This window comes from Vibrio albus, from assembly GCF_003144035.1.
Lineage (GTDB): Bacteria > Pseudomonadota > Gammaproteobacteria > Enterobacterales > Vibrionaceae > Vibrio > Vibrio albus.
This window is the reverse complement of sequence record NZ_QFWT01000016.1, coordinates 1-21273: the sequence shown is the minus strand read 5'-3', so window position 1 is coordinate 21273 and position 21273 is coordinate 1. Positions and strand designations below refer to the sequence as shown.

At 47.2% G+C, this 21273-nt stretch carries 20 protein-coding genes, 1 rRNA gene and 1 riboswitch; of the genes, 9 read left to right on the top strand and 12 right to left on the bottom strand.

Translation table 11 applies throughout. From position 1 onward, the window contains the following. The first annotated feature begins 110 nt into the window (after positions 1-110). Entirely contained in the window at positions 111-1028 is a 918-nt protein-coding gene (rarD, locus tag DI392_RS19130; protein WP_109321296.1) for an EamA family transporter RarD, read from the top strand. A 29-nt stretch (positions 1029-1057) separates the two neighbouring features. Then, the gene (locus DI392_RS19125; protein ID WP_109321295.1) at positions 1058-1717 is read left to right on the top strand and encodes a LysE family translocator; all 660 of its coding nucleotides are present in this window, start codon (positions 1058-1060) and stop codon (positions 1715-1717) included. Between the two features lie 623 nt (positions 1718-2340). Here the strand turns inward: DI392_RS19125 and uvrD are convergent. Beyond that, positions 2341-4512, bottom strand: a complete 2172-nt coding sequence (gene uvrD, locus DI392_RS19120) for a DNA helicase II (protein ID WP_109321294.1) — start codon at positions 4510-4512, stop codon at positions 2341-2343. A gap of 264 nt (positions 4513-4776) precedes the next feature. On the opposite strand from uvrD, the gene DI392_RS19115 reads away from it, so the two are divergent. From DI392_RS19115 to DI392_RS19100, 4 genes are all read left to right on the top strand, one after another. Next, positions 4777-5043 (top strand): BufA1 family periplasmic bufferin-type metallophore, encoded by a 267-nt coding sequence (locus DI392_RS19115; protein ID WP_109321293.1) that lies wholly within the window; start codon positions 4777-4779, stop codon positions 5041-5043. 91 nt (positions 5044-5134) lie between these two features. Beyond that, a complete protein-coding gene (gene bufB / locus DI392_RS19110) occupies positions 5135-6013 on the top strand; it encodes an MNIO family bufferin maturase (RefSeq protein WP_109321292.1) in 879 nt (292 codons plus the stop codon). Then, positions 6010-6795, top strand: a complete 786-nt coding sequence (locus DI392_RS19105; protein ID WP_109321291.1) for an HvfC/BufC N-terminal domain-containing protein — start codon at positions 6010-6012, stop codon at positions 6793-6795. Before bufB ends, DI392_RS19105 begins: the two co-directional genes overlap by 4 nt. A gap of 1 nt (position 6796) precedes the next feature. After that, entirely contained in the window at positions 6797-7255 is a 459-nt protein-coding gene (locus DI392_RS19100; RefSeq protein ID WP_109321290.1) for a DoxX family protein, read from the top strand. Positions 7256-7308: 53 nt separating this feature from the next. Here DI392_RS19100 and tsrA read toward each other — a convergent pair whose 3' ends face one another. Further along, a complete protein-coding gene (gene tsrA, locus DI392_RS19095) occupies positions 7309-7590 on the bottom strand; it encodes an H-NS-like global regulator TsrA (RefSeq protein WP_109321289.1) in 282 nt (93 codons plus the stop codon). A 260-nt stretch (positions 7591-7850) separates the two neighbouring features. After that, positions 7851-9053 (bottom strand): multidrug effflux MFS transporter, encoded by a 1203-nt coding sequence (locus tag DI392_RS19090; protein ID WP_109321288.1) that lies wholly within the window; start codon positions 9051-9053, stop codon positions 7851-7853. A 117-nt stretch (positions 9054-9170) separates the two neighbouring features. Between DI392_RS19090 and DI392_RS19085 the strand changes: the two genes are divergently transcribed. Next, positions 9171-10133, top strand: coding sequence for a LysR substrate-binding domain-containing protein (locus tag DI392_RS19085; RefSeq protein WP_109321287.1), 963 nt, complete (start codon positions 9171-9173; stop codon positions 10131-10133). Positions 10134-10243: 110 nt separating this feature from the next. Next, positions 10244-12028: an aminopeptidase P family protein gene (locus DI392_RS19080; protein WP_109321286.1), complete on the top strand. Its 1785-nt coding sequence runs from the start codon at positions 10244-10246 to the stop codon at positions 12026-12028. Positions 12029-12123: 95 nt separating this feature from the next. Here DI392_RS19080 and thiH read toward each other — a convergent pair whose 3' ends face one another. The 8 genes from thiH to ilvC all read right to left on the bottom strand — a co-directional run bounded on the left by thiH (position 12124) and on the right by ilvC (position 20080). Continuing rightward, positions 12124-13236 carry a 2-iminoacetate synthase ThiH gene (gene thiH, locus DI392_RS19075; protein ID WP_109321285.1) on the bottom strand — a complete coding sequence of 371 codons (1113 nt, stop codon included), beginning with the start codon at positions 13234-13236 and terminating at the stop codon, positions 12124-12126. 1 nt (position 13237) lies between these two features. Then, positions 13238-14008 (bottom strand): thiazole synthase, encoded by a 771-nt coding sequence (locus tag DI392_RS19070; protein WP_109321284.1) that lies wholly within the window; start codon positions 14006-14008, stop codon positions 13238-13240. 1 nt (position 14009) lies between these two features. Then, the gene (gene thiS / locus DI392_RS19065) at positions 14010-14210 is read right to left on the bottom strand and encodes a sulfur carrier protein ThiS (protein ID WP_109321283.1); all 201 of its coding nucleotides are present in this window, start codon (positions 14208-14210) and stop codon (positions 14010-14012) included. Next, the gene (locus DI392_RS19060) at positions 14191-15012 is read right to left on the bottom strand and encodes a HesA/MoeB/ThiF family protein (protein ID WP_109321282.1); all 822 of its coding nucleotides are present in this window, start codon (positions 15010-15012) and stop codon (positions 14191-14193) included. Before DI392_RS19060 ends, thiS begins: the two co-directional genes overlap by 20 nt. Beyond that, positions 15013-15807, bottom strand: a complete 795-nt coding sequence (gene thiE, locus DI392_RS19055; RefSeq protein ID WP_109321281.1) for a thiamine phosphate synthase — start codon at positions 15805-15807, stop codon at positions 15013-15015. It lies immediately after the preceding gene. After that, entirely contained in the window at positions 15807-17753 is a 1947-nt protein-coding gene (thiC, locus tag DI392_RS19050; RefSeq protein ID WP_109321280.1) for a phosphomethylpyrimidine synthase ThiC, read from the bottom strand. The genes thiE and thiC overlap by 1 nt, the downstream gene beginning before the upstream one ends. A 118-nt stretch (positions 17754-17871) precedes the next feature. After that, a riboswitch (TPP riboswitch) is annotated at positions 17872-17969 on the bottom strand. A 55-nt stretch (positions 17970-18024) separates the two neighbouring features. Continuing rightward, positions 18025-18420 (bottom strand): fluoride efflux transporter CrcB, encoded by a 396-nt coding sequence (crcB, locus tag DI392_RS19045; RefSeq protein WP_109321279.1) that lies wholly within the window; start codon positions 18418-18420, stop codon positions 18025-18027. 175 nt (positions 18421-18595) lie between these two features. Further along, the gene (gene ilvC, locus DI392_RS19040) at positions 18596-20080 is read right to left on the bottom strand and encodes a ketol-acid reductoisomerase (RefSeq protein ID WP_109321278.1); all 1485 of its coding nucleotides are present in this window, start codon (positions 20078-20080) and stop codon (positions 18596-18598) included. Positions 20081-20213: 133 nt separating this feature from the next. Here ilvC and ilvY point away from each other — a divergent pair, with 133 nt between their 5' ends. Next, positions 20214-21104 carry an HTH-type transcriptional activator IlvY gene (ilvY, locus tag DI392_RS19035; protein WP_109321277.1) on the top strand — a complete coding sequence of 297 codons (891 nt, stop codon included), beginning with the start codon at positions 20214-20216 and terminating at the stop codon, positions 21102-21104. Between the two features lie 47 nt (positions 21105-21151). Here the strand turns inward: ilvY and rrf are convergent. Beyond that, a 5S ribosomal RNA gene (rrf, locus tag DI392_RS19030) occupies positions 21152-21267 on the bottom strand. Positions 21268-21273: the final 6 nt, after the last annotated feature.

Here is a 21273-nt window from a genome sequence, read left to right as displayed (position 1 = left end):
CAATCTCTCTGGAGCAGAAGGCAAAATCTGGTGAATTATTATGCTAGATTGTGATCTTTATCGGATTTATACTGTCGTTTCCTCTCAATACAACAACAAAGTCTTTTGCTATGGATATGAACGAGTCTCAGCGCTCCCGTCAGGGGATTCTTTTCGCCCTTGGTGCTTATATTATGTGGGGAATCGCCCCTATTTATTTTAAAGCCCTCGGAGCCGTTACCGCACCGGAAGTGCTCAGCCACCGGATTATCTGGTCATTTTTCTTTTTAGCACTGCTTATTCACCTGGGACGTCGCTGGAAAGTGGTGAGAGATGTACTTCACAGTAAGAAAAATCTGAGTTACCTGCTGGCGACCGCACTGCTAATCGGCTGTAACTGGCTGCTGTTTATCTGGGCCGTTAACTCTGGTCATATGCTGGAAGCCAGTCTGGGCTATTTTATCAACCCTCTGATCAATGTGTTATTCGGCATGCTGTTTTTGCAAGAACGCTTACGCTCCCTGCAATGGCTCGCTGTCGGGCTTGCGCTTACCGGGGTCGCGGTTCAGGTGATCGGGTTTGGTTCTGTACCGGTTGTCTCTCTGGGGTTAGCCACCAGCTTTGCTCTTTACGGATTGCTGCGGAAAAAGGTAAACCTGGATGCTCAGACGGGTTTGTTTGTCGAAACCCTGCTTCTGCTTCCGGTCGCCACTTGTTATCTGCTGTTTATTGCTAACAGCCCAACAGCCAATATGGTGGCGAACAGTACCTCCCTGAATCTGCTTCTGGTGGCTGCTGGCCTGGTAACGACCTTACCGCTACTCTGTTTTAATGGCGCTGCAACCCGGCTGAAACTCTCCACTCTGGGCTTTTTTCAGTATATAGGACCAAGTCTGATGTTCCTGTTGGCAGTCCTGGTATACGGTGAAGCCTTTGAATCAGAAAAAGCGATGACTTTTGCCTTTATCTGGGCGGCTCTCATCGTGTTTAGCCTGGACGGACTAAGCCATCACAAAAAGATCCGGCAACTTGCAGCCCATACAGAGTGATCGTTTTTTACAAGACAAACAATAATCAAATGAACGAAGTAACCATTCTCCTTACCTTAGCGACCGTCCATTTTCTTGCTCTGATGAGTCCGGGGCCAGACTTTGCTCTGGTCGTCCAGAATGCCACCCGCTACGGCAGACAAACCGGAAGCTATATCGCACTGGGTTTGTCCTTTGGTATTCTCACTCATTCGATATTAAGCCTGACCGGAGTCAGTTATCTTGTTCAACAGCAGCCTATGCTGTTTGCCTTGCTTCAACTCGCAGGGGGAAGCTACCTGCTTTATTTAGGGCTTAGCGCACTAAAAGGATTGTTGCGAAGCCGTCCTTCATCGGAAACCTACGACGGAAAAAGAGAAACACAAAATCCAATCCAAAGTAAGCGCCATGCTTTTTCCCGAGGCTTTGCGACCAATATCCTTAATCCCAAAGCGCTGATCTTTTTTGTCAGTCTGATGTCCAGTCTGGTACCCGCCACGATGTCGCTAACAGGAAAAGGTATCGCCCTGCTGATCCTTTTCGGCCTGTCTCTGCTGTGGTTTTCTCTTCTGGCCTGGGTATTATCCGCAAAGACCATGCAAAAGAGACTTTATGCTATAACCCCTTATATTGACGGTATTTGTGGTGTGCTATTTGTCCTATTAGGTGGATCTATTTTCTGGCAATCATTGCTTGCACTGACCCAGTAAACTTAACTTAAGGGCTATTTTTTTAACTCCGTCAAACAATTTAACATTGATAGACCATCGATTCGGGTCAATCCCCCCTTACTCTTGTGAGAGATCTCTTACAAGGGCGTAAGCAAAAATGGTTTTTCTTAGTAAGCCGTCACAAACCCATAAATATAACTCGTTGTTTTTAAAAAACTTGTATCAATATTAATCTAATAGTTTAATTTGTAATCCATTTCATGCCATTGCTGAATTTCCGGTTTGGGCTAATATTTACGGTGTCAGAAGGATACTGACAAGGAACAGGAAAGCGCCAAGGAATGGTGATCTTCAGGAAAGAAGATTCGGTTGTTCAGGATGAATGATCGGCAAGGAAAGCAAAACACGGAACACCTCAGGAAGAGGCAAGGACTGAACATCAGGATGATGTAAGGGACACCGCTCAAGGAACAAGTGAAGTGCGCTAACGAGGATTGTTAGCAGATCAGGATAGGATCAAGGACACCGCTAGGAAGGCGACGAAAGGATTAAGCTGACGGAATCAGCCTACTATCAGGGATTAGATGCATGGAGCACTTTTAGTAGCTGGATTGCTGCGAGTAAGACTATAGCCCCGGTACTTCGGTATCGGGGCTTTTCTTTTACATCGACTCCAGCTTAGCGTACTGCGTTACCAGCCATTTAATGCCTTCACCGTTAAAGGCGACCTGCACCCGGCTTTGTGGGCCGCTGCCTTCAAAATTGATAATGGTTCCCTCGCCGAATTTTGGATGTTTCACCCGCTGGCCGAGCGTAAAGCCGGTTTCATTGAAGTTTTCCTTAACCACAGCTTTCGAGAAGCGTCCACTACTGGCCGGGCGGCTGATCTGTGCTTTCATCCGCACTTCTTCCAGACACTCTTCCGGCAGTTCGCGAATAAACCGGGATGGCTTATGGTATTTATCCTGCCCATACAGACGACGCATCTCGGCATAGGTGATATACAGTTTTTCCATCGCACGGGTCATACCGACATAACAGAGGCGGCGCTCTTCTTCCATTCGTCCGGCTTCTTCCGCCGACATCATGCTCGGGAACATACCCTCTTCGACACCGACCATAAAGACCAGCGGAAACTCCAGCCCCTTGGCACTGTGCAGAGTCATTAGTTGCACCGCATCATCAAACTCATCGGCCTGACCTTCACCGGCTTCCAGGGCCGCATGAGCAAGGAATGCTGACAGCATGGTCATCTCTTCGGCTTCTTCCGGCTTCTCAAACTGACGAGTGGCATTCACCAGTTCTTCCAGGTTTTCAATTCTGGATTTGGCCTTTTCCCCTTTTTCCTGCTCATACATAGCAAACAGACCGGAAGATTTGATCACATGGTCCGCCTGCTGGTACAGAGGAAACTCTGCCGTGTCGTCTTCTAGGGCAGTGATCAGTTCAATAAACCGGCTCAAAGCCCCGGCAGCCCGCCCGGGCAGAACCTTTTCTTCAATCAGAGCCACACTGGCTTCCCACATGGTGGCCCCTCTGTCCCGCGCCGCAAAACGGATCGTTTCCAGAGTCTTATCGCCCAGCCCACGAGTTGGCGTATTCACAATACGTTCAAAGGCGGTGTCATCATTCCGGTTTGCCATCAGGCGCAGGTAGCTTAAGGCATCCTTAATCTCCTGACGTTCGAAGAAGCGCATACCACCATAAATACGATACGGCAGTTTTGCCTGAATCAATGCCTCTTCCAGCACACGTGACTGGGCATTGCTTCGGTACAGCATCGCGGTATCCACCAAAGCACCGCCGTTCTCCTGCCACTCTTTGATTTTGTTGACGGTAAAGCGCGCTTCATCCAGTTCGTTATAAGCGGAATACACGGAAATCTTCTCGCCTTCGCTGCCGTCGGTCCACAGCTCCTTACCCATACGCTCAGTATTGTTGGCAATCAGTTCATTCGCTGCATTCAGAATGGTCTTGGTCGAGCGGTAGTTCTGTTCCAGACGAATCGTCTCAACGCCCGGAAACTCTTCCTGGAATTTATGGATATTCTCGATCTTGGCACCGCGCCAGCCGTAGATTGACTGGTCATCATCGCCAACAATCATCACATTGCATTCCGGACCGGCCATCATCCGCAGCCAGGCATACTGAATATTGTTGGTATCCTGAAACTCATCCACCAGAATATGCTTGAAGCGCGCCTGATAGTGCTCCCGGATATGCTGCTTATCCCGCAGCAACTCTTGCGTGCGCAGCAGGATCTCTGCAAAGTCCACCAGCCCGGCACGATCACACGCTTCCTGATACGCCTTATATACTTGTAGCCAGGTTCGGGTAACCGGATCACGGTAGTCATCAATATGATGCGGGCGCAGGCCTTCATCTTTCTTGCCGTTAATCCACCAGGCAGCCTGACGGGCCGGCCATTGCTTGTCGTCCAGGTTCTGAGCTTTTATCAACCTGCGCAGCAAACGCTGCTGATCTTCTGAGTCGATGATCTGGAAATCTTCCGGCAGGTTCGCATCCAGATAATGTGCCCGCAGAATACGGTGACAGATACCGTGAAACGTACCATTCCACATACCGGATGCACTGCCCATCATCAGCTCTTCAATCCGGCCCCGCATTTCTGCGGCAGCTTTGTTGGTAAACGTCACCGACATAATAGAAAACGGCGAGGCTCCCTCTATTGCCATCAGCCAGGCTATACGGTGCACCAACACCCGGGTTTTACCACTCCCGGCACCCGCCAGTACCAAGGTATTGCCCAGCGGTGCGGCTACCGCTTCGCGCTGTTTGTCATTAAGGCCGTCAAGTAATAGAGATGCGTCCATGGGGTATCCAAATGGTCAGTTTACTGGTTATTTATACATATCGAGACAGTATACCTAAACCTAAGGGGGGTCTGCCAACCTTCTGGCTATTTTTTCTTCTCTGTAATGAATGATGAAGGGGAAAAACAGATAAAAATAAAAATAATTTGTATTACGCTGAAATTTTTATCGCCCTTTCCCGCTCTTTTTCAGTAAGCAAGGCAAATAACAACGAATAAGCGCTTTGTGAATCCATTACTAAGGAAACTTCAGAAGGAAATTATTATGCAAAAGTCTAATCTCGCTGTTACCGCTGCTATTACTGGTTTGATGGCACTGGGCGCATCTGCCCTCACAGCAACTCCGGCAGCCGCCGCAGAAACCGAAATGGAAAAGTGCTACGGCGTCGTCAAGGCAGGCCAGAACGACTGTGCGACCAAAGCTAATTCCTGTGCCGGAACCGTTAAAGAGGATGCAAAGAAAGACGCCTTTATTGTGGTTCCGAAAGGCTTGTGTGATCGCCTGGCTGGCGGGAGCAAAACCTCGAGCTAGTCTCTTCCCTTACCTTAATTGACGGAGCTTAGCTCAGGCTCCGTCAATGAAATACCACAACAAACTATACGATGTGCTCCGGGAGTTACCCATGCTCAAAACCTACCACCCACAAATTGGTGTCGGGTTACGTCATCCTCACCAGGACTACTTCCTCAATACCAATGCTTATCTTGACCAAGGCCAAAGGCCTTCCTGGCTGGAAGTTCATAGTGAAAACTACTTTCATCAGGGGCAAGAACAACTGGTTACCCTGCGCCAGGATTATCAGATCAGCTGTCATGGTATTGGATTATCCCTGGGGTCTGCCACCGATGTCAGCAGGCAGCATATGCAATATTTAAAAATGTTAGTGGATAAAGTCGAACCCATGTTTGTCTCCGATCACTTAAGTTGGAGTGAGCATGATGGCGACTATTTTAACGACCTCCTGCCTCTGCCATACACAGAAGAAGCACTCGCTATCTTTTGCCGTAATGTTATGCAGGTTCAGGATTATCTGGGTCGGGAATTACTGATAGAAAACCCATCCAGTTATCTGAGCTTTTCCCACTCTACCATTCCTGAATGGGAGTTTCTCGCCCAGGTGCAACAGCGCACCAACTGCCGGCTACTGCTGGATCTGAATAATATCTATGTGTCTGCGTTCAACCATGGTTTCTCCTGCGAGGAATACTTAAATGGCATAAACCCGGATAGTGTGGATGAAATTCATCTGGCTGGATTTTCAGTTAAGCAGTTAGAACAAGGCGAAATCTGGATTGATACCCATAATCAACCGGTACATAAGGAAGTCTGGCAACTGTTCGAACACTGGACAGCACAGCACGGCTCCCGTCAGACCCTGATAGAATGGGATCAGGATATCCCTGAGCCAGCAGTATTGCTGCATGAGGCAGAGATAGCCAGTAATTACCTGTTTGCCAACCAGACTTCAGACAGGAATGAAAGTGTAAGGAAGGCCTCATGAACACAGCAGCTGACAGTCTAACATTACACCAGCTCCAGTCTCATTTCAGCGCAGCATTACGTTACCAGGAGACAGCGAGTCACTGCCAGATAGAGCATTCCACGTTTAGTAATGATGAAAAACTGCAGATCTATCGCAATAACTTTGTCATTAGTCTGACAGAAGCGCTGGCGACGACTTACCCTATTGTACAACTCTTAGTGGGTAACGAATGCTTTATGCAGCTTGCCCGCCAACATGTGCTTATATCCCCTCCCAAGGAAGGTAATGTATGGGGCTATGGTGCTGGTTTCTCCCATACTATCCGCGAGACTGAAGCCGTTGTCAGTGCGGTTCCTTATCTCCCGGACATTGCTCTGCTGGAATGGGCAATAGATACGCTCATACGTGATAGTCAGACCGATAACTGTTCGGCCCCCCACTATCCATTAAACGATATCAATCAGGTAAAAGTAGAGCTTCAGCCTTATATACAGCTGCGTAGTATTAAAAACATGACGCCGTTCGAGTCTGATTTCTCTGTTTTTTCTGTCCGTAATGCGATCTTAACCGATTCATTTTCTGGTGTCGATCCTAACCAGACAGAACGAGGCGTTATCGTTTATTTGCCGCTAGCCCCTGAAAAAATAACGACACATATTCTCAGTGACCAACAATACCGTTTGCTCACAGACATACATCACAACACTTGCTTAGGTGATATAAATCCCGAGTTATTGACCGAGCTGAATAGCCTTGTCCAGTTGGGGTTAATTACCGGGTTTACTGTGGGAGAAAAATAATATGAAGACGACAATGAAACAACTCATCAGCACTTATGATAATTCTGTGCTTCGCATGCAGGTGCTGGTTATACCCGCACTGTTATTGTTAACCCGGCTTTGGGTCAGTTATGTGTTCTTCAATTCCGGGCTGACCAAAATAGCTGCCTGGAGCAGTACTCTCTATCTGTTTGAATATGAATATCAGGTGCCACTTCTGCCATGGCAACTTGCCGCTTATTTGGGTACAGCAACAGAGCTCATTATTCCTATCTTCATATTGACGGGGCTACTTATCAGGCCAATGGCAGCAATCCTGTTTGTGTTTAATATTATTGCGGTGATTTCATATCCGCTCCTTTGGGAAAGAGGGTTTTATGACCACCAGTTATGGGGATTGATGATATTAATCAACATTATTTGGGGTGCAGGAAAGGTTTCTCTGGATCATTGGATTCGCTCCAGAGTGATAAATTCATAACGCGTGTGTATTAATAAAAAAGAGCCGGATAATCTTCAGCTCTTTTTTACTGCTTATTTATTAAGAAATGCCTGCAGTTCTTCCACAGAAATTCCCTGATCGGCAAGCTCTTTTGCCATAAGCTGAACCTGCTCACCTTTACGGGATTCGATAACTTGCTGAAACTGATACACTATATCTCTCAGCATATGGATCGGAACCTGCTTCGCGGCACTGCGAATACGCTCTTCACTCTGGTTACCGAGCTCATTGAGCAGCTTACCAAACATAATTTTTTCTGGTGATTCTTCTAACTGCTCTAAAACACGAGCCATTTCATACGTAGTCAAAGACATCTGAATATTGCTTCCGAGATAAATAGAATAAAACTCACCACTCTATAAACAAAAATATTAAATAATAAATGCAGTACAAATGTTATCTGGACTTAAGCCGGATACCCAATAGTGGCTATTGGCTGAAACCGACATACATTAAAGAGAATGGCAAGAGCTAATTTGAATGCTAAATATACACCTCTTCATCGTGGAGTAAAACTAAAATTGTCTATTTATCCCCAATGAAAGCGGATTCTGCGTTGATCTATTTTACGTCATTATTCATTGAATAACGGATGCCACCTTTTACCTTGTGGGCTGAATAATATTAGCAAAGCAGGTGCAACCAGCCACATATGGAAAGTCAGTGACGTCTGGATATCCATACCCATTCTCTGAATGACACTCACTAATAGTCCTGCACCACTCATCTGAAACACACCCAACAGTGCTGCCGCCGTACCGGCTTTATCACCAAAGGGAGCCAGAGCCTTTCCCGCTGCCGCACCAAGTATTAAAGCAAAACCAACCGTGGAGATAAAAATGGGCAGCATAAAAGCCCATGCTGTCTGTAGCGGTGACAGACTCAACATAAGCCCGCCCGCGCACAATAAAGCGATACTACCGATAATGATGGCAAATCGGGTTCCTATTCGATCCATGATTTTCGGCGCGGTAAATGCGGCGATAATATTGAGAACGGCGTTAATTCCAAACCACTGAGTGAATTCATTCATACTCAGTCCCAGGTGATTCATTAACGCTACCGGTGCCGCAGTAACATAAGCCAATACCACTGCCATGGTCAAAAGGCACAAAGTTGCATTAAACAGAAAGACAGGGTGAAGTAACACATCCATATAACGGGTAAACTTAAATACCGGAAGCTTCTTTATTTCCTCACCTGCGGGGTTGGTTTCCTTTAATCCAACTACCATCAGCCCCAAGGCGATAAGAGCAAACCCCGCCATAAAACTAAAGTTACTGCGCCAGCCGAACTCCTGCGTCAGATAACTGCCGAGTATTGGAGCCAGTGCAGGGATAAAACATATCGCACCATTCAGATAACTGATCATCCGCCCACTTTTCTCGGCCCCAAACACATCACGAACAGTTGCAAATGCCGCCACCGCTGTTGCGCATGCACCAAAGCCCTGAAAAAGCCGCGCCACCAGCATCCAGTCGATACTCTGTGCACCATAAGCCAGCGCTGCGCTGATGCCATATATCAGCACGCCCCCAAGAGCGATAAGCCGACGTCCGAACTTATCAGCTAACGGGCCGGCAAACAGCTGTCCAAGCCCCATAGTAAACAGAAACCAGGTCACTGTGTCCTGAGCCTGGGTGTGTTTCACGTGGAACGACTCCGCAATCTGTGGCAATGCCGGAAGGTAGATATCGATACCCAGCGGGCTGAATAACACCAGCAGAACCAATAACGCTAATTGCGCTGACTTCAGATCGGGATGTAAGTGAATCATGGTGTAAGTTCCTTTGAACAAAAACTAAACTAATGGGACGATTGCTATTCTACACCCCCTCTGATATTCGCTATAATGATGTATAGTCATATTAGATATTCCATATAGGAAATTAACATGAGCATTGAAGCCATAGCCAGAATGGATTTATCGTTACTTGTGTGCCTGAAAGTGCTAACCGAAGAACTGAGTGTCACCCGTGCCGCACATAGGTTGTGCCTCAGTCAGTCTAGCGTCAGCAAATCTTTAGCCAAGCTGCGTAACCTATTTGACGACCCTCTTTTTATTCGTTCTTCTCATGGCTTACGCCCAACCCCTAAGACCCTTTTTCTTAAGCCTAAGCTGGATAATCTGATCGCCCAACTTGAGAGCATATCGGAACCCGACACTTTTTCTCCGGCCAGTTCAACTCATCGTTTTGATATCGCTCTGGTCGAAAGTTGTTATTCGCTGATTCTTCCTCATTTTGTCCCGGCCCTGTTCAGTCAGGCACCATCCATCCGCCTGAAGACTCACAACTGGGATTCAGACACGTTTATTCGTCTGCAACACGGCCAACTGGATATGGGAATCAAAGGGCGGGACATCACTCAGCCCGGCTATAGCCAGCCTCAGGAAATACCATCTGATATCAGTTTTACCGAGATCTATCGTGATGAACAGGTATGCCTGGTGAGAAAAGGCCATCCGGTACTAAAAAAGAAATGGGATTTATCTACCTACTTAGCGATGCGTCACATCCAAGCCACCTGCGATGGTAATGACCGCTGGCTGCTCGATCACCAGCTTGCCGATGAGGGACTGGAGCGGGACATTGCGATGCTGGTACCTGATTTTAACAGTGCGGTAAGCTTATGCTCTTATACAGATTTTATCTTTACCGTGCCAAAACACTTTGCTCATATGGTGGCAGAAAACCATAAGCTCAGGCTACTTCCCCTACCGACGCCGTTACCACCTTTTGCCTATACGCTATTCTGGAATAAGCACCGTGAAAACGAGGCAGCGATTCGCTGGATAAAAGACCTGATCATCAACAATACTCAGCCCCTTAACCTCTTAGCGAATACAGTACGATAAAACAGATTTGCCTGAATTCATTAAACCAGTTAGCTTATTTCACTAATAGCTCTTAGCTGACCAGCAAGTTTGTTAGGAGCTTAGCTTAATTCTTATCAAGAGGTCCATTTATGAGCGATACGATAATTTCAAGAATCAGCCAGCTAAGACAATGGCTTCGGGAACAGCAACTGGATGCGATTTTGATCCCCCATGAAGATGAATTTCTGGGCGAATACCTTCCGGCTCACAATGAAAGGCTGTCATGGACGACCGGATTTACCGGGTCAGCCGGAGCAGCAGTTATCACTCTGGAGACTGCGGCTATTTTTGTCGATGGGCGTTATACGGTACAAGTAACAAAACAAGCCCCAGAATCCATATTTCAATACTGTCACTTAATCGAAGAGCCACCACTGCAGTGGGTTTTAGATAACCTTCATCAGGGAGCCAAACTGGCCATAGATGCCAAGCTGCATTCCTCAGCATGGTTAGATAAAGCGCAAAGCATGCTGGCTGATTCGGTGGAGATCCAGGTAATACCCTCCAACCCGGTCGATCTGTTATGGCATGACAGACCTGCCCCTCAGGTATCTGACGTGAATCGGCTGGATGAAGCACTGTCTGGCCGTTCAAGTAGCGATAAAAGAAAACAGGTAGCGGAGATTCTTCTACAACATAAAGCTGACTCAGCATTGCTGACCCAGCTGGATTCTATCTGCTGGTTACTGAATATCCGCGGCATGGATGTAGCATGCTTTCCGGTCGTACTGTCATCCGCCGTTATTCATGCAGACGAGAGTATTGATTTCTTTATTGACCCTTCGCGTTTACCAACGGATTTTATCCAACATGTCGGCAGTGGTGTACGGGTGCATAACCCCGGTGATCTGGACGCCTTTCTTCAGACACTGGTGGACACAAATATTCTCGTGGACCCTGCAACCAGTAATGCATGGTTTAGCCTGTGCCTGGAAAAAGCCGGCGCGAATATTATCCACTCAGCAGACCCATGTCAGCTTCCTAAGGCGGAAAAAAACCCAGTAGAAGTCACTGGAATGAAAGCGTGTCATATTCGTGATGGCGCGGCCATGGTCAAGTTCCTCTCCTGGCTGGACAGTGAGGTAACGAGTGGCCATCTTCATGATGAAGCACAACTGGCCGATAAACTAGAAGCATTCCGACGCGAAGACAAATCCCTGGTTGATTTAAGTTTTGACACTATCTCAGCGGCCGCAGATAACGCCGCGATGTGTCACTACAACCACAACAACCAGCCAGAGCCCGGTAAACTTAAGCTGGGTAACTTCTATTTAGTGGATTCCGGAGCTCACTACCCAGATGGTACAACAGATATCACCCGAACAGTGGCCATCGGCGAGCTCTCCGAAGAGATGAAACAGCAGTTTACTCTGGTCTTAAAAGGCCACATTGCCCTGTCTCAGGCTCGGTTCCCTAAAGGGACCTGTGGTCATCACCTGGATGCTATCGCCCGCCAACATCTATGGTCTCATGGTTATGATTATGACCACGGAACGGGACATGGTGTCGGTCATTGCCTCAGCGTACATGAAGGCCCACAGCGAATTTCCAAAGTGACTGCACCAACTGCGTTAGTTCCCGGGATGGTTGTCTCCAACGAACCGGGTTATTACCGTGCGGACGCATTCGGCATTCGTATTGAAAACCTGGAGCTCGTTACCGAGTTCCCTACACAAGGCGATTTCAGTGTTTATGGTTTTGAGTCTCTGACACGCTGTCCAATAGATAAACGCTGTATTAATAGTGATCTGCTGACACCTACAGAGAAGCAATGGCTGAATGATTACCATCAGACCGTATATGATGTCATCAGTCCATTAGTTGAAGGGGCTACCTTACAATGGCTGACAGAAGCAACCAGCCCTTTGATTTAATCTGAGAGCCAACAGGTAAAATAAAAGCAGAGTACCTTCCGGGTAGCTCTGCTTTTTTATGTTTCACGTGAAACATTCTTTTCTCAAGTTTGGAGCTAACCCGAATAGGCGCGATGCCAGTCTTTCCAAACAGGATCCAATCCATGCTTTTGTACAGCCTGTTCCACCTCTACGGCTGAACGTTCATCGCTGACAGAGAACTGTTCCAGCTCCGGCTCCTGATTAGCATACCCTCCCGGCTGAGTTTTTGATGCTGCTGAAATATGAGTTATTCCAAGAGACAACAAATTATTTCGAAAGTCTGCTGACTCCCGAGTCGAAAGAGAGAGCTCCACTTCGCTATTGAACAATCTGTATGCACAAATCAGCTGGACCAGTTGCTTGTCTGACATCAATGAATTCGGCATCAGGCCACCGGCACAAGGACGCAATCGAGGAAACGAAATAGAGTACCGAGTACGCCAATAACGCTTCTCTAAATACGTCAGATGACTGGCAGCAAAAAAACAGTCAGTACGCCAGTCATCCAACCCGATCAGAGCTCCTAAACCTATTTTATCAATACCCGCTGAAGCGATCCGGTCCGGCGTTTCCAGACGGTAGAAGAAGTTCATTTTTTTACCACGAAGATGATGCTTGGCATACTCCTCTTTATGATAAGTCTCCTGGTACACCATGACCGCATCCACACCTAACTGTTTAAGCTCGGCATATTCATCTTCATCCAACGGCTGTACCTCAAGCGCCAGATAGCTAAACTCCTGCTTAATGCGCGGAATAACCTTGCGAAAGTAATCCATACCTACTTTCGTCTCGTGCTCACCGGTCACTAGCAACACGCTATCGAACTTCATCGCCTTAATGACTTTCAGCTCCTGCTCTATTTCTTCGAGCGTGAGTACTTTGCGTTTAAGCTTATTACTCATCGAAAAGCCACAGTAGGTACAGTCGTTTGAACACAGGTTAGAGAGGTACAGAGGGACATAGAATGACACTGTATTCCCGAAACGCTTTCTGGTTAACGCATAGGACTGCTGGGCCATCTCTTCCAGATACGGTTCGGCTGCCGGAGATATCAACGCCTTAAAATCTTCAAGAGTACGCTTGGTTCTCGCCAGAGCATTGCGCACGTCGTTATCTGTCTTTTCGAGAATGGATAAGCGCGTCCTTTCCCAGTCAGACTGTATTAGTTCATCCGAAAACGTCATCTTATGCCCCCCCATCCAAGAATGCCGTCAGCGGACTGGATGCAATCGCATGGTTTTCTGTCGCCGCCAAACCCGACTCGAAAGCCAGTCTGCCAGCTTGAACCGCCAGGCGAAAAGCGTTCGCCATTTGTACCGGATCAGAAGCTGAAGCAATGGCAGTATTCACCAGCACTGCGTCAGCCCCCATTTCCATCGCCAACGCGGCATGGGAAGGTGCCCCTATTCCTGCATCGACAATCACGGGCACCCTTGCCTGTTCGATTATAATCTGCAGAAAGTCCTGAGAGACAAGCCCCTTATTTGTCCCAATCGGAGCCCCCAGAGGCATGACCGCGGCACAGCCAATTTCTTCCAGTCGCTTACATAAAACCGGATCTGCATGGCAATATGGCAGAACGATAAAGCCCTCTTCAACGAGCTTTTCTGCAGCCTTTAGCGTTTCGATTGGATCCGGCATCAGATATTTTGGGTCTGGATGAATCTCAAGCTTAACCCACTGGGTTCCCAGAGCTTCACGCGCAAGCTGAGCGGCAAAGATGGCATCATCCGCCGTCTTTGCACCGGATGTGTTAGGCAGCAGATTAACGCCAGCCTGAATCAGAGGCTGCAGAATATCATCTTCCTGATTATCGATATCTACCCGTTTTAACGCCATGGTAGCCATCTGAGAACCCGATGTCTGAATGGCCTTTGCCATTATATCGCTGCTGGCAAATTTTCCGGTTCCGGTTAACAACCGGGACGTAAATGTTTTATTTGCGATGGTTAACATATCAGCCTCCTGCGATAGCCTGAAACAGAGAGATTTCGTCACCTTCACTCAAGGTGGTACTTTCCCAGCGGTTTCTTGGCACGATGTTGTTATTGATTGCCACAGCACAGCCAGCAATCGAAACAGCCTGTTCTTCTAGTAATTGAATCAGAGTCAGACTCTGATTCAATGTTAATGGTTTCTTATTGAGCCAAATGCGCATAGACTTCCTCTCCCTGATCCAGATGACTATTTTCTTTATTACTTCCACACACCAGGCATTCATCATCCTGCATTAAATGTAATGCCTGCCATTCAAAAGTCAGGGCATCAAACACATGCAGCACCGACCAACTCAGTGACTTGCTCTGGGTAAAATATGTAATCGCCTGCAGTGCCTGTGCCGTGCCAATCATCCCCGCGACGGGACCCACAATTCCCCCCTGCAGACAGTTTGCCTGCGTATCATTGTGCTTAAATGGATACAGGCAGTGGTAACAGGGTGATAGATATTTGTGGAATGCAAAGCTAACTAACTGCCCCTTCCAGCCAATGGCAGAACCGGAAATCAGCGGCAAGCGAAGCTCCCGACAGGCCCTATTTACCTCCTGACGGGTAGCAAAGTTATCACAGCAATCCAATACCAGATCGACGTCTTCCGCTACATTCTGAAACTGACTCCCCTTGAGATAATGACAGTTAATCTCTACATCCACTTCGGCATTCAGTTCATTAATCTGATTCAACAACGCTACCGCCTTCTGCGTACCGCAATCAAATTCGCGGTACGCCACCTGACGTTGCAGGTTGGAATCTTCCACCACGTCACCATCCGCCAGTAGCAGTTTTCCCACACCGGCAGCAGCCAGATATAGCGCAGCAACGTTACCCAGCCCGCCACATCCGACAATGAGAACACTGGCATTCTTTAGCTTTAGCTGTCCTTCCTCACCAATATCCTGAAGCGATATTTGCCGCTGGTAGCGAAGAAATTCCTGGTCAGATAATCGTTCTTCTTCGGCCATTCAAGCCCCCTTTTCAGGGCTGTTTATTTCCTGAAATACGTATCGGAAGCTTTCCAGCGCTTGCTGAGTATTGTCAGCCAGCGTCACCGCACGGACGACAGCCAGGCTGGTTACGCCACACTTCAACACATCGGCCGCATTAGACAGGTCTATCCCACCAATCGCTACTGTCGGAATGTCAGTACCCAGCTCGTCATTCATTGCGTCTACCCAACTCTGGTACATTGCTAATCGGGTCAGCCCTTGTGGCTGCGAAGGCATCTGTTTTGTCGTGGTAGGAAAGACGTGTCCCAATGCGATGTAACTTGGTTTAATTCGGGCGGCACGCAGCATTTCCTCATATCCATGAGTCGATACGCCTAACCGAATGCCCGCCGTTCGGATCTGATCCAGCTCGGCAGTCTCCAAATCCTCCTGGCCAAGGTGAATACCATAGGCACCATGTTTTACTGCCATCTGCCAGTAATCATTAATAAAGACCTGAGCATTGAATTCTCGCCCTAACTGAATAGCCGTTTGAATATCCTCTTCCAGACCAGAATAGGCAGAATCCTTAATACGCAACTGAACGGTCTTAACGCCCAATTCCAGTAGACGTTGTATCCAGGCTACGGAATCGACAACCGGGTAGATGCTCAGTGCCTCACTACTTACACTCGTGAATGGGGCTATGTCTACAGCAGTATCTTTCGCTGTAGCAACAAGATCATTGCTTATCTTTCCGAGATAATACTGATGTTCCGACTGGAGTGTTTCACGTGAAACATCCGCGCCTGATTGAGCTAATTCGGACATTAGCTGTCCTCCTCGGCCATAGCATCAGTCGCAAGCTTATAAAGCTGAGCACCCGATGATTTAAACTCTTGAGACTTCAACTTCATTGCCTCATCGACATCTGTTACGTTAACGGTCTCAATAGTCTGTTCAAAATCAACTGGATTATTAGCAGCATAATCCCGAACTTCCTGAGAGATCTTCATTGAACAGAACTTAGGGCCACACATGGAACAGAAATGTGCGACTTTACCCGATTGCTGAGGAATGGTTTCATCGTGATAACTACGCGCTGTTTCCGGGTCCAAAGCCAGATTGAACTGATCTTCCCAGCGGAATTCGAAACGTGCTTTAGACATAGCGTTATCGCGGATCTGAGCACCAGGGTGTCCTTTCGCCAAATCAGCAGCATGAGCGGCAAGTTTGTAGGTAATCAGACCGGTTTTAACATCTTCTTTATTTGGCAAGCCTAAGTGTTCTTTCGGCGTCACATAACAAAGCATGGCACAGCCATACCAGCCAATCATAGCAGCACCAATTCCTGAAGTAATATGATCATAGCCCGGTGCAATATCGGTTGTCAGTGGGCCAAGCGTATAGAACGGTGCCTCATGACAGTGCTTCAGCTGCTCGTCCATATTCTCTTTAATCATGTGCATCGGAATATGTCCTGGTCCCTCGATAATAACCTGAACATCATATTCCCAGGCAATCTTGGTCAGCTCACCTAATGTATGCAGCTCCGCAAACTGAGCTTCGTCATTAGCATCCGCCACCGAGCCCGGGCGTAAGCCATCACCTAAAGACAGTGCAACATCATACTGAGCACAGATTTCACAGATCTCGCGGAAGTGATCATACAAGAAACTTTCAGTATGGTGAGCCAGGCACCACTTAGCGATAATTGAACCACCCCGAGAGACGATACCGGTCACTCGCTTAGCGGTCATCGGCACATGATGCAGACGCAACCCGGCATGGATAGTAAAGTAATCGACGCCCTGTTCCGCCTGCTCGATCAGAGTATCGCGCATCACTTCCCAGGATAGGTTTTCAGCAACACCATTGACCTTTTCCAATGCCTGATACATAGGCACGGTGCCAATCGGTACCGGACTGTTCCGCAGTATCCATTCACGCGTTTCGTGAATATTACGTCCGGTCGACAGATCCATTACCGTATCCGCGCCCCAGCGGGTACTCCAAACCAGTTTTTCGACTTCTTCTTCTATCGATGAGCTGACTGAGGAGTTGCCTATGTTAGCATTCACTTTCACCAGAAAATTACGCCCGATAATCATTGGCTCAGATTCAGGATGGTTAATGTTCGACGGAATAATCGCCCGGCCTTCTGCGACTTCCTGGCGCACAAACTCAGGCGTAATCTTCTCAGGAAGATTGGCCCCAAAATTCTGGCCCGGGTGCTGGCGGTTAAGTTGTTCATCGCGATACTTTTCACGGCTCATGTTCTCACGGATAGCGATGAATTCCATTTCCGGGGTAATCACTCCCTGACGGGCATAATGCAGTTGAGTCACACACTTGCCCACCTTACCACGTCGAACACGTGGCAGATTTCCATAACGAAGCTCATCCAGTGTCTTATCTGCCAGCCTTTCGATGGCGTACTCAGAGCTGACTCCGTTCAGAGTGTCTGTATCTTCTCGTTCCGCAATCCAGCTCTCCCGTAGCTTAGGAAGCCCCTGATATAGATCGATAGTATAGGTTGGATCGGTGTATACACCGGATGTATCGTAAACATTTACTGGCTCATTAGCCTCATAAACAGGCTCTTCTTTTGAGCCGCCAATCAGAGTATCCGAAAGGCAGATCTGGCGCATAGGGACGCGTACATCGCTTCTGCTGCCCTGCAGATATACCTTGCTGGAAGTGGGGTAAGGTTGTACCGAAAGGGAGTCTATAAACTGTTTTGCTTCCAGTCTGGCTTGTTTTCTAGTAGACGACATAGCATTTTCCTTGTGTTATTTAGGGAATAAATGCTTATCGGATAGGTGCAGTTAGAGAAAAGAAATCAATAAGTGAACACTTATGACGAGTTAGATCTACAGAAAGCAGACGACAAGTCTAACAATTTCTCTTGTTCCCTTCGCAGGTTTTAACCTGATCAGGTTCAACGGATCCCGCAATGCGGTCTCAGCCAAATGGCACTCCGACAAGTGAATTTGATTATAGGGTAAGCAGAGCTCAGGTAAAAGTACTCTGTACCATTTTATTATCTTAACCGTGCTGAATGATCTTCATAAGCAGATGAAAGCCAAACCAGGCAGCGGAAATACTGAGGGTAACGTTAAGCAGCACATTCAGGCCCATTTTAAAAAATGCCCCTTGCTGCATGAGCAGAACGTTATCCATAGAGAAAGTAGAAAATGTGGTCAGCGCCCCAAGAAACCCAAGACCAATGATCTGCCTCCAGGGATCCGCACCCAACATTTCATTTTGAAATGCAGAGACTAATACCCCCATAATGAATGAACCCAGAATATTGACGGTCAACGTACCATAAGGAAACCCCCGCCCTAACAGCAGAACACATAACTCGGAGATCAAATACCGCGAACAGGCACCAAATGCACCACCTACGGCTATGTAACCTAAAATACTAAACTGTCCCATAACAACCTTCCTGAATAATAACCAGCCAATTCTACCGCTTACGACACCATATAACCAATTGAGAAACTAAGATTTTGCCTCACAAACTGACTCAGAATTAAAAAGTTACAGGAGTCACAAACAAAGAAGCCTGGCAATTGCCAGGCTTCCTATTAGCCGTATTCGCTATAAAGGATTAACCACCAACAGCAATACGTTTCATATCGGTCATGTAGCCACGTAGTTCTTCACCAATGTACTCTACAGGGTGGTTACGGATAACGTCATTCACTTCAATTAGCTTCGCGTTATCAACTTGGTTAGAGATATCACCCAGACCTTTACCGATTACGTCAGTACCCACGTTAGGCATGAACTTCTCACGCAGAAGCGGAGTTGCTACGTTAGCAAACAGGTAGTTACCGTATTCAGCAGTGTCAGAGATTACTACGTTCATTTCGTACAGACGCTTACGAGCGATTGTGTTTGCAATCAGTGGAAGCTCATGCAGAGATTCATAGTATGCAGACTCATCGATAATACCTGAAGCAGTCATCGCTTCAAATGCCAGTTCAACACCCGCGCGAACCATAGCAATCATCAGGATACCGTTATCGAAGTACTCTTGTTCAGAGATTTCTACATCGCTTTCAGGGTAGTTTTCAAATGCTGTCTCACCAGTCTCTTCACGCCATTTAAGAAGGTTCACATCATCGTTAGCCCAGTCAGCCATCATAGTGCTTGAGAACTCACCTACGATGATATCATCCATATGTTTGTTATATAGCGGACGCATTAGCTCTTTAAGCTCTTCAGACAGCTCAAATGCTTTGATCTTAGCCGGGTTAGACAGGCGGTCCATCATATGAGTGATACCACCGAACTTAAGTGCTTCTGTGATGGTTTCCCAGCCATACTGAAGCAGTTTACCTGCATAACCAGCATCAATGCCTTCAGCAATCATCTTCTCGTAACATACGATAGAGCCGGCCTGTAGCATACCGCAAAGAATAGTCTGCTCACCCATAAGGTCAGATTTAACTTCAGCAACGAAAGATGACTCAAGACAACCTGCACGGTGGCCACCAGTTGCAGCAGCCCATGCTTTAGCAATATCCCAGCCTTCACCTTTAGGGTCATTCTCAGGGTGAACAGCAATCAGTGTAGGAACACCAAAGCCACGCTTGTATTCTTCACGAACCTCAGTACCAGGACACTTAGGTGCAACCATTACTACTGTCAGGTCATCACGGATCTGCATGCCTTCTTCAACAACGTTAAAGCCATGAGAGTAACCCAGAGCAGCGCCTTCTTTCATCAGAGGCATTACTGTTTCAACAACATTAGTGTGTTGCTTGTCAGGAGTCAGGTTTACAACCAGATCCGCTTGAGGGATCAGAGTTTCATAGCTACCAACTTCAAAACCATTCTCAGATGCGTTTTTGAAAGATTGACGCTTTTCATCAATCGCAGCCTGACGAAGTGCATAAGCCACATCAAGACCAGAATCACGCATGTTCAGGCCCTGGTTAAGACCCTGAGCACCACAACCTACGATAACAACCTTTTTGCCTTTCAGGAATTCTGCTTCATTTGCAAATTCTTCGCGATCCATAAAACGACAACGACCAAGCTGGTCTAGCTGCTGACGTAGATTAAGTGTATTGAAATAGTTAGCCATTTTTAGAGACTCCTTTGAGAAACTGTCCGTTGGTCGGTGCTTTATCACCGAATGAAGTTATACTAAAGCAAGACGAGAATTGCTTAAAGTGATATATTCACAACTAATTATTGCAAATAGTGCAACGTAAATTATGAATATAAAAAGTCTGCAGCTGTTTATCCATCTATGTGACAGTAAGAGCTTTAATAAAACAGCCACAGCGATGCATATCAGTCCGTCAGCACTCAGCCGACAGATACAAAAGCTGGAAGAAGAGGTCGGTCAAAGCCTCTTTATTCGCGACAACAGAAGTGTAGACCTAACTAACGCAGGTAGAAAGCTTTTACCTGTCGCACTGAATATGACCAGTGAATGGTTCAGTCTGCGTTCTGAACTTTGCGAGCAAACAAAGGAACTGGAAGGTGAGATCAGGCTCTTTTGCTCCGTCACTGCCAGCTATAGCCACCTGCCAGAACTTCTCAATGACTTCCGTGTAAGGTATCCGCAAATTGAACTAAAGCTTTCGACTGGAGATCCCGCTCAGGCGATTGACCGGGTTATGGACAGCGATATAGATATTGCGATATCAGCAATACCTGAACACACCCCTGCCAGGCTGGCTTTTGAATTAATAGGGCAAATTCCGCTATCCGTGATTGCCCCCGTTGGTGTAAGTAACTTTTCTCAGGAATTAAAAAAAGAGGATCCCCAATGGGAGCACATTCCTTTTATCCTGCCTGAGTCAGGAACCGCACGAGACAGAGCTAACATCTGGCTGAAAAAGATGAAGATTAAACCCAACATTTATGCTCAGGTAGCAGGTCACGAAGCAATTGTCAGCATGGTTGCTCTAGGATGTGGTATCGGTATAGCGCCAGATGTGGTGATCAACAACAGCCCGGTAAAAGATAAAGTGCAGAAACTCAAACTTGCACCGATCAAAGCATTTGATTTAGGTATCTGCTGTAAACGTTCAAAATTAAACGACCCTTTAGTCAACGCACTATGGCAACTGGCAGAAGGCAAGTTTATTGAGCCTTAAACGCAAAAAACCCCAGCATCTCTGCTGGGGTTTTTCTTCAAATTAAAGCCTGGCGATGTCCTACTCTCACATGGGGAAACCCCACACTACCATCGGCGCTATTGCGTTTCACTTCTGAGTTCGGCATGGAATCAGGTGGGTCCACAACGCTATGGTCGCCAAGCAAATT

Bases quoted from the DNA above. Each gene is read 5' to 3' on its own strand.
- thiC (WP_109321280.1), bottom strand. From the start codon at position 17,753: ATGTCGTCTACTAGAAAACAAGCCAGACTGGAAGCAAAACAGTTTATA.
- thiH (WP_109321285.1), bottom strand. From the start codon at position 13,236: ATGACGTTTTCGGATGAACTAATACAGTCTGACTGGGAAAGGACGCGC.
- DI392_RS19060 (WP_109321282.1), bottom strand. From the start codon at position 15,012: ATGGCCGAAGAAGAACGATTATCTGACCAGGAATTTCTTCGCTACCAG.
- DI392_RS19105 (WP_109321291.1), top strand. From the start codon at position 6,010: ATGAACACAGCAGCTGACAGTCTAACATTACACCAGCTCCAGTCTCAT.
- DI392_RS19090 (WP_109321288.1), bottom strand. From the start codon at position 9,053: ATGATTCACTTACATCCCGATCTGAAGTCAGCGCAATTAGCGTTATTG.
- thiE (WP_109321281.1), bottom strand. From the start codon at position 15,807: ATGTCCGAATTAGCTCAATCAGGCGCGGATGTTTCACGTGAAACACTC.
- DI392_RS19085 (WP_109321287.1), top strand. From the start codon at position 9,171: ATGAGCATTGAAGCCATAGCCAGAATGGATTTATCGTTACTTGTGTGC.
- bufB (WP_109321292.1), top strand. From the start codon at position 5,135: ATGCTCAAAACCTACCACCCACAAATTGGTGTCGGGTTACGTCATCCT.
- DI392_RS19080 (WP_109321286.1), top strand. From the start codon at position 10,244: ATGAGCGATACGATAATTTCAAGAATCAGCCAGCTAAGACAATGGCTT.
- crcB (WP_109321279.1), bottom strand. From the start codon at position 18,420: ATGGGACAGTTTAGTATTTTAGGTTACATAGCCGTAGGTGGTGCATTT.
- tsrA (WP_109321289.1), bottom strand. From the start codon at position 7,590: ATGTCTTTGACTACGTATGAAATGGCTCGTGTTTTAGAGCAGTTAGAA.
- ilvC (WP_109321278.1), bottom strand. From the start codon at position 20,080: ATGGCTAACTATTTCAATACACTTAATCTACGTCAGCAGCTAGACCAG.
- ilvY (WP_109321277.1), top strand. From the start codon at position 20,214: ATGAATATAAAAAGTCTGCAGCTGTTTATCCATCTATGTGACAGTAAG.
- DI392_RS19100 (WP_109321290.1), top strand. From the start codon at position 6,797: ATGAAGACGACAATGAAACAACTCATCAGCACTTATGATAATTCTGTG.
- DI392_RS19115 (WP_109321293.1), top strand. From the start codon at position 4,777: ATGCAAAAGTCTAATCTCGCTGTTACCGCTGCTATTACTGGTTTGATG.
- uvrD (WP_109321294.1), bottom strand. From the start codon at position 4,512: ATGGACGCATCTCTATTACTTGACGGCCTTAATGACAAACAGCGCGAA.
- DI392_RS19125 (WP_109321295.1), top strand. From the start codon at position 1,058: ATGAACGAAGTAACCATTCTCCTTACCTTAGCGACCGTCCATTTTCTT.
- rarD (WP_109321296.1), top strand. From the start codon at position 111: ATGGATATGAACGAGTCTCAGCGCTCCCGTCAGGGGATTCTTTTCGCC.
- DI392_RS19070 (WP_109321284.1), bottom strand. From the start codon at position 14,008: ATGTTAACCATCGCAAATAAAACATTTACGTCCCGGTTGTTAACCGGA.
- thiS (WP_109321283.1), bottom strand. From the start codon at position 14,210: ATGCGCATTTGGCTCAATAAGAAACCATTAACATTGAATCAGAGTCTG.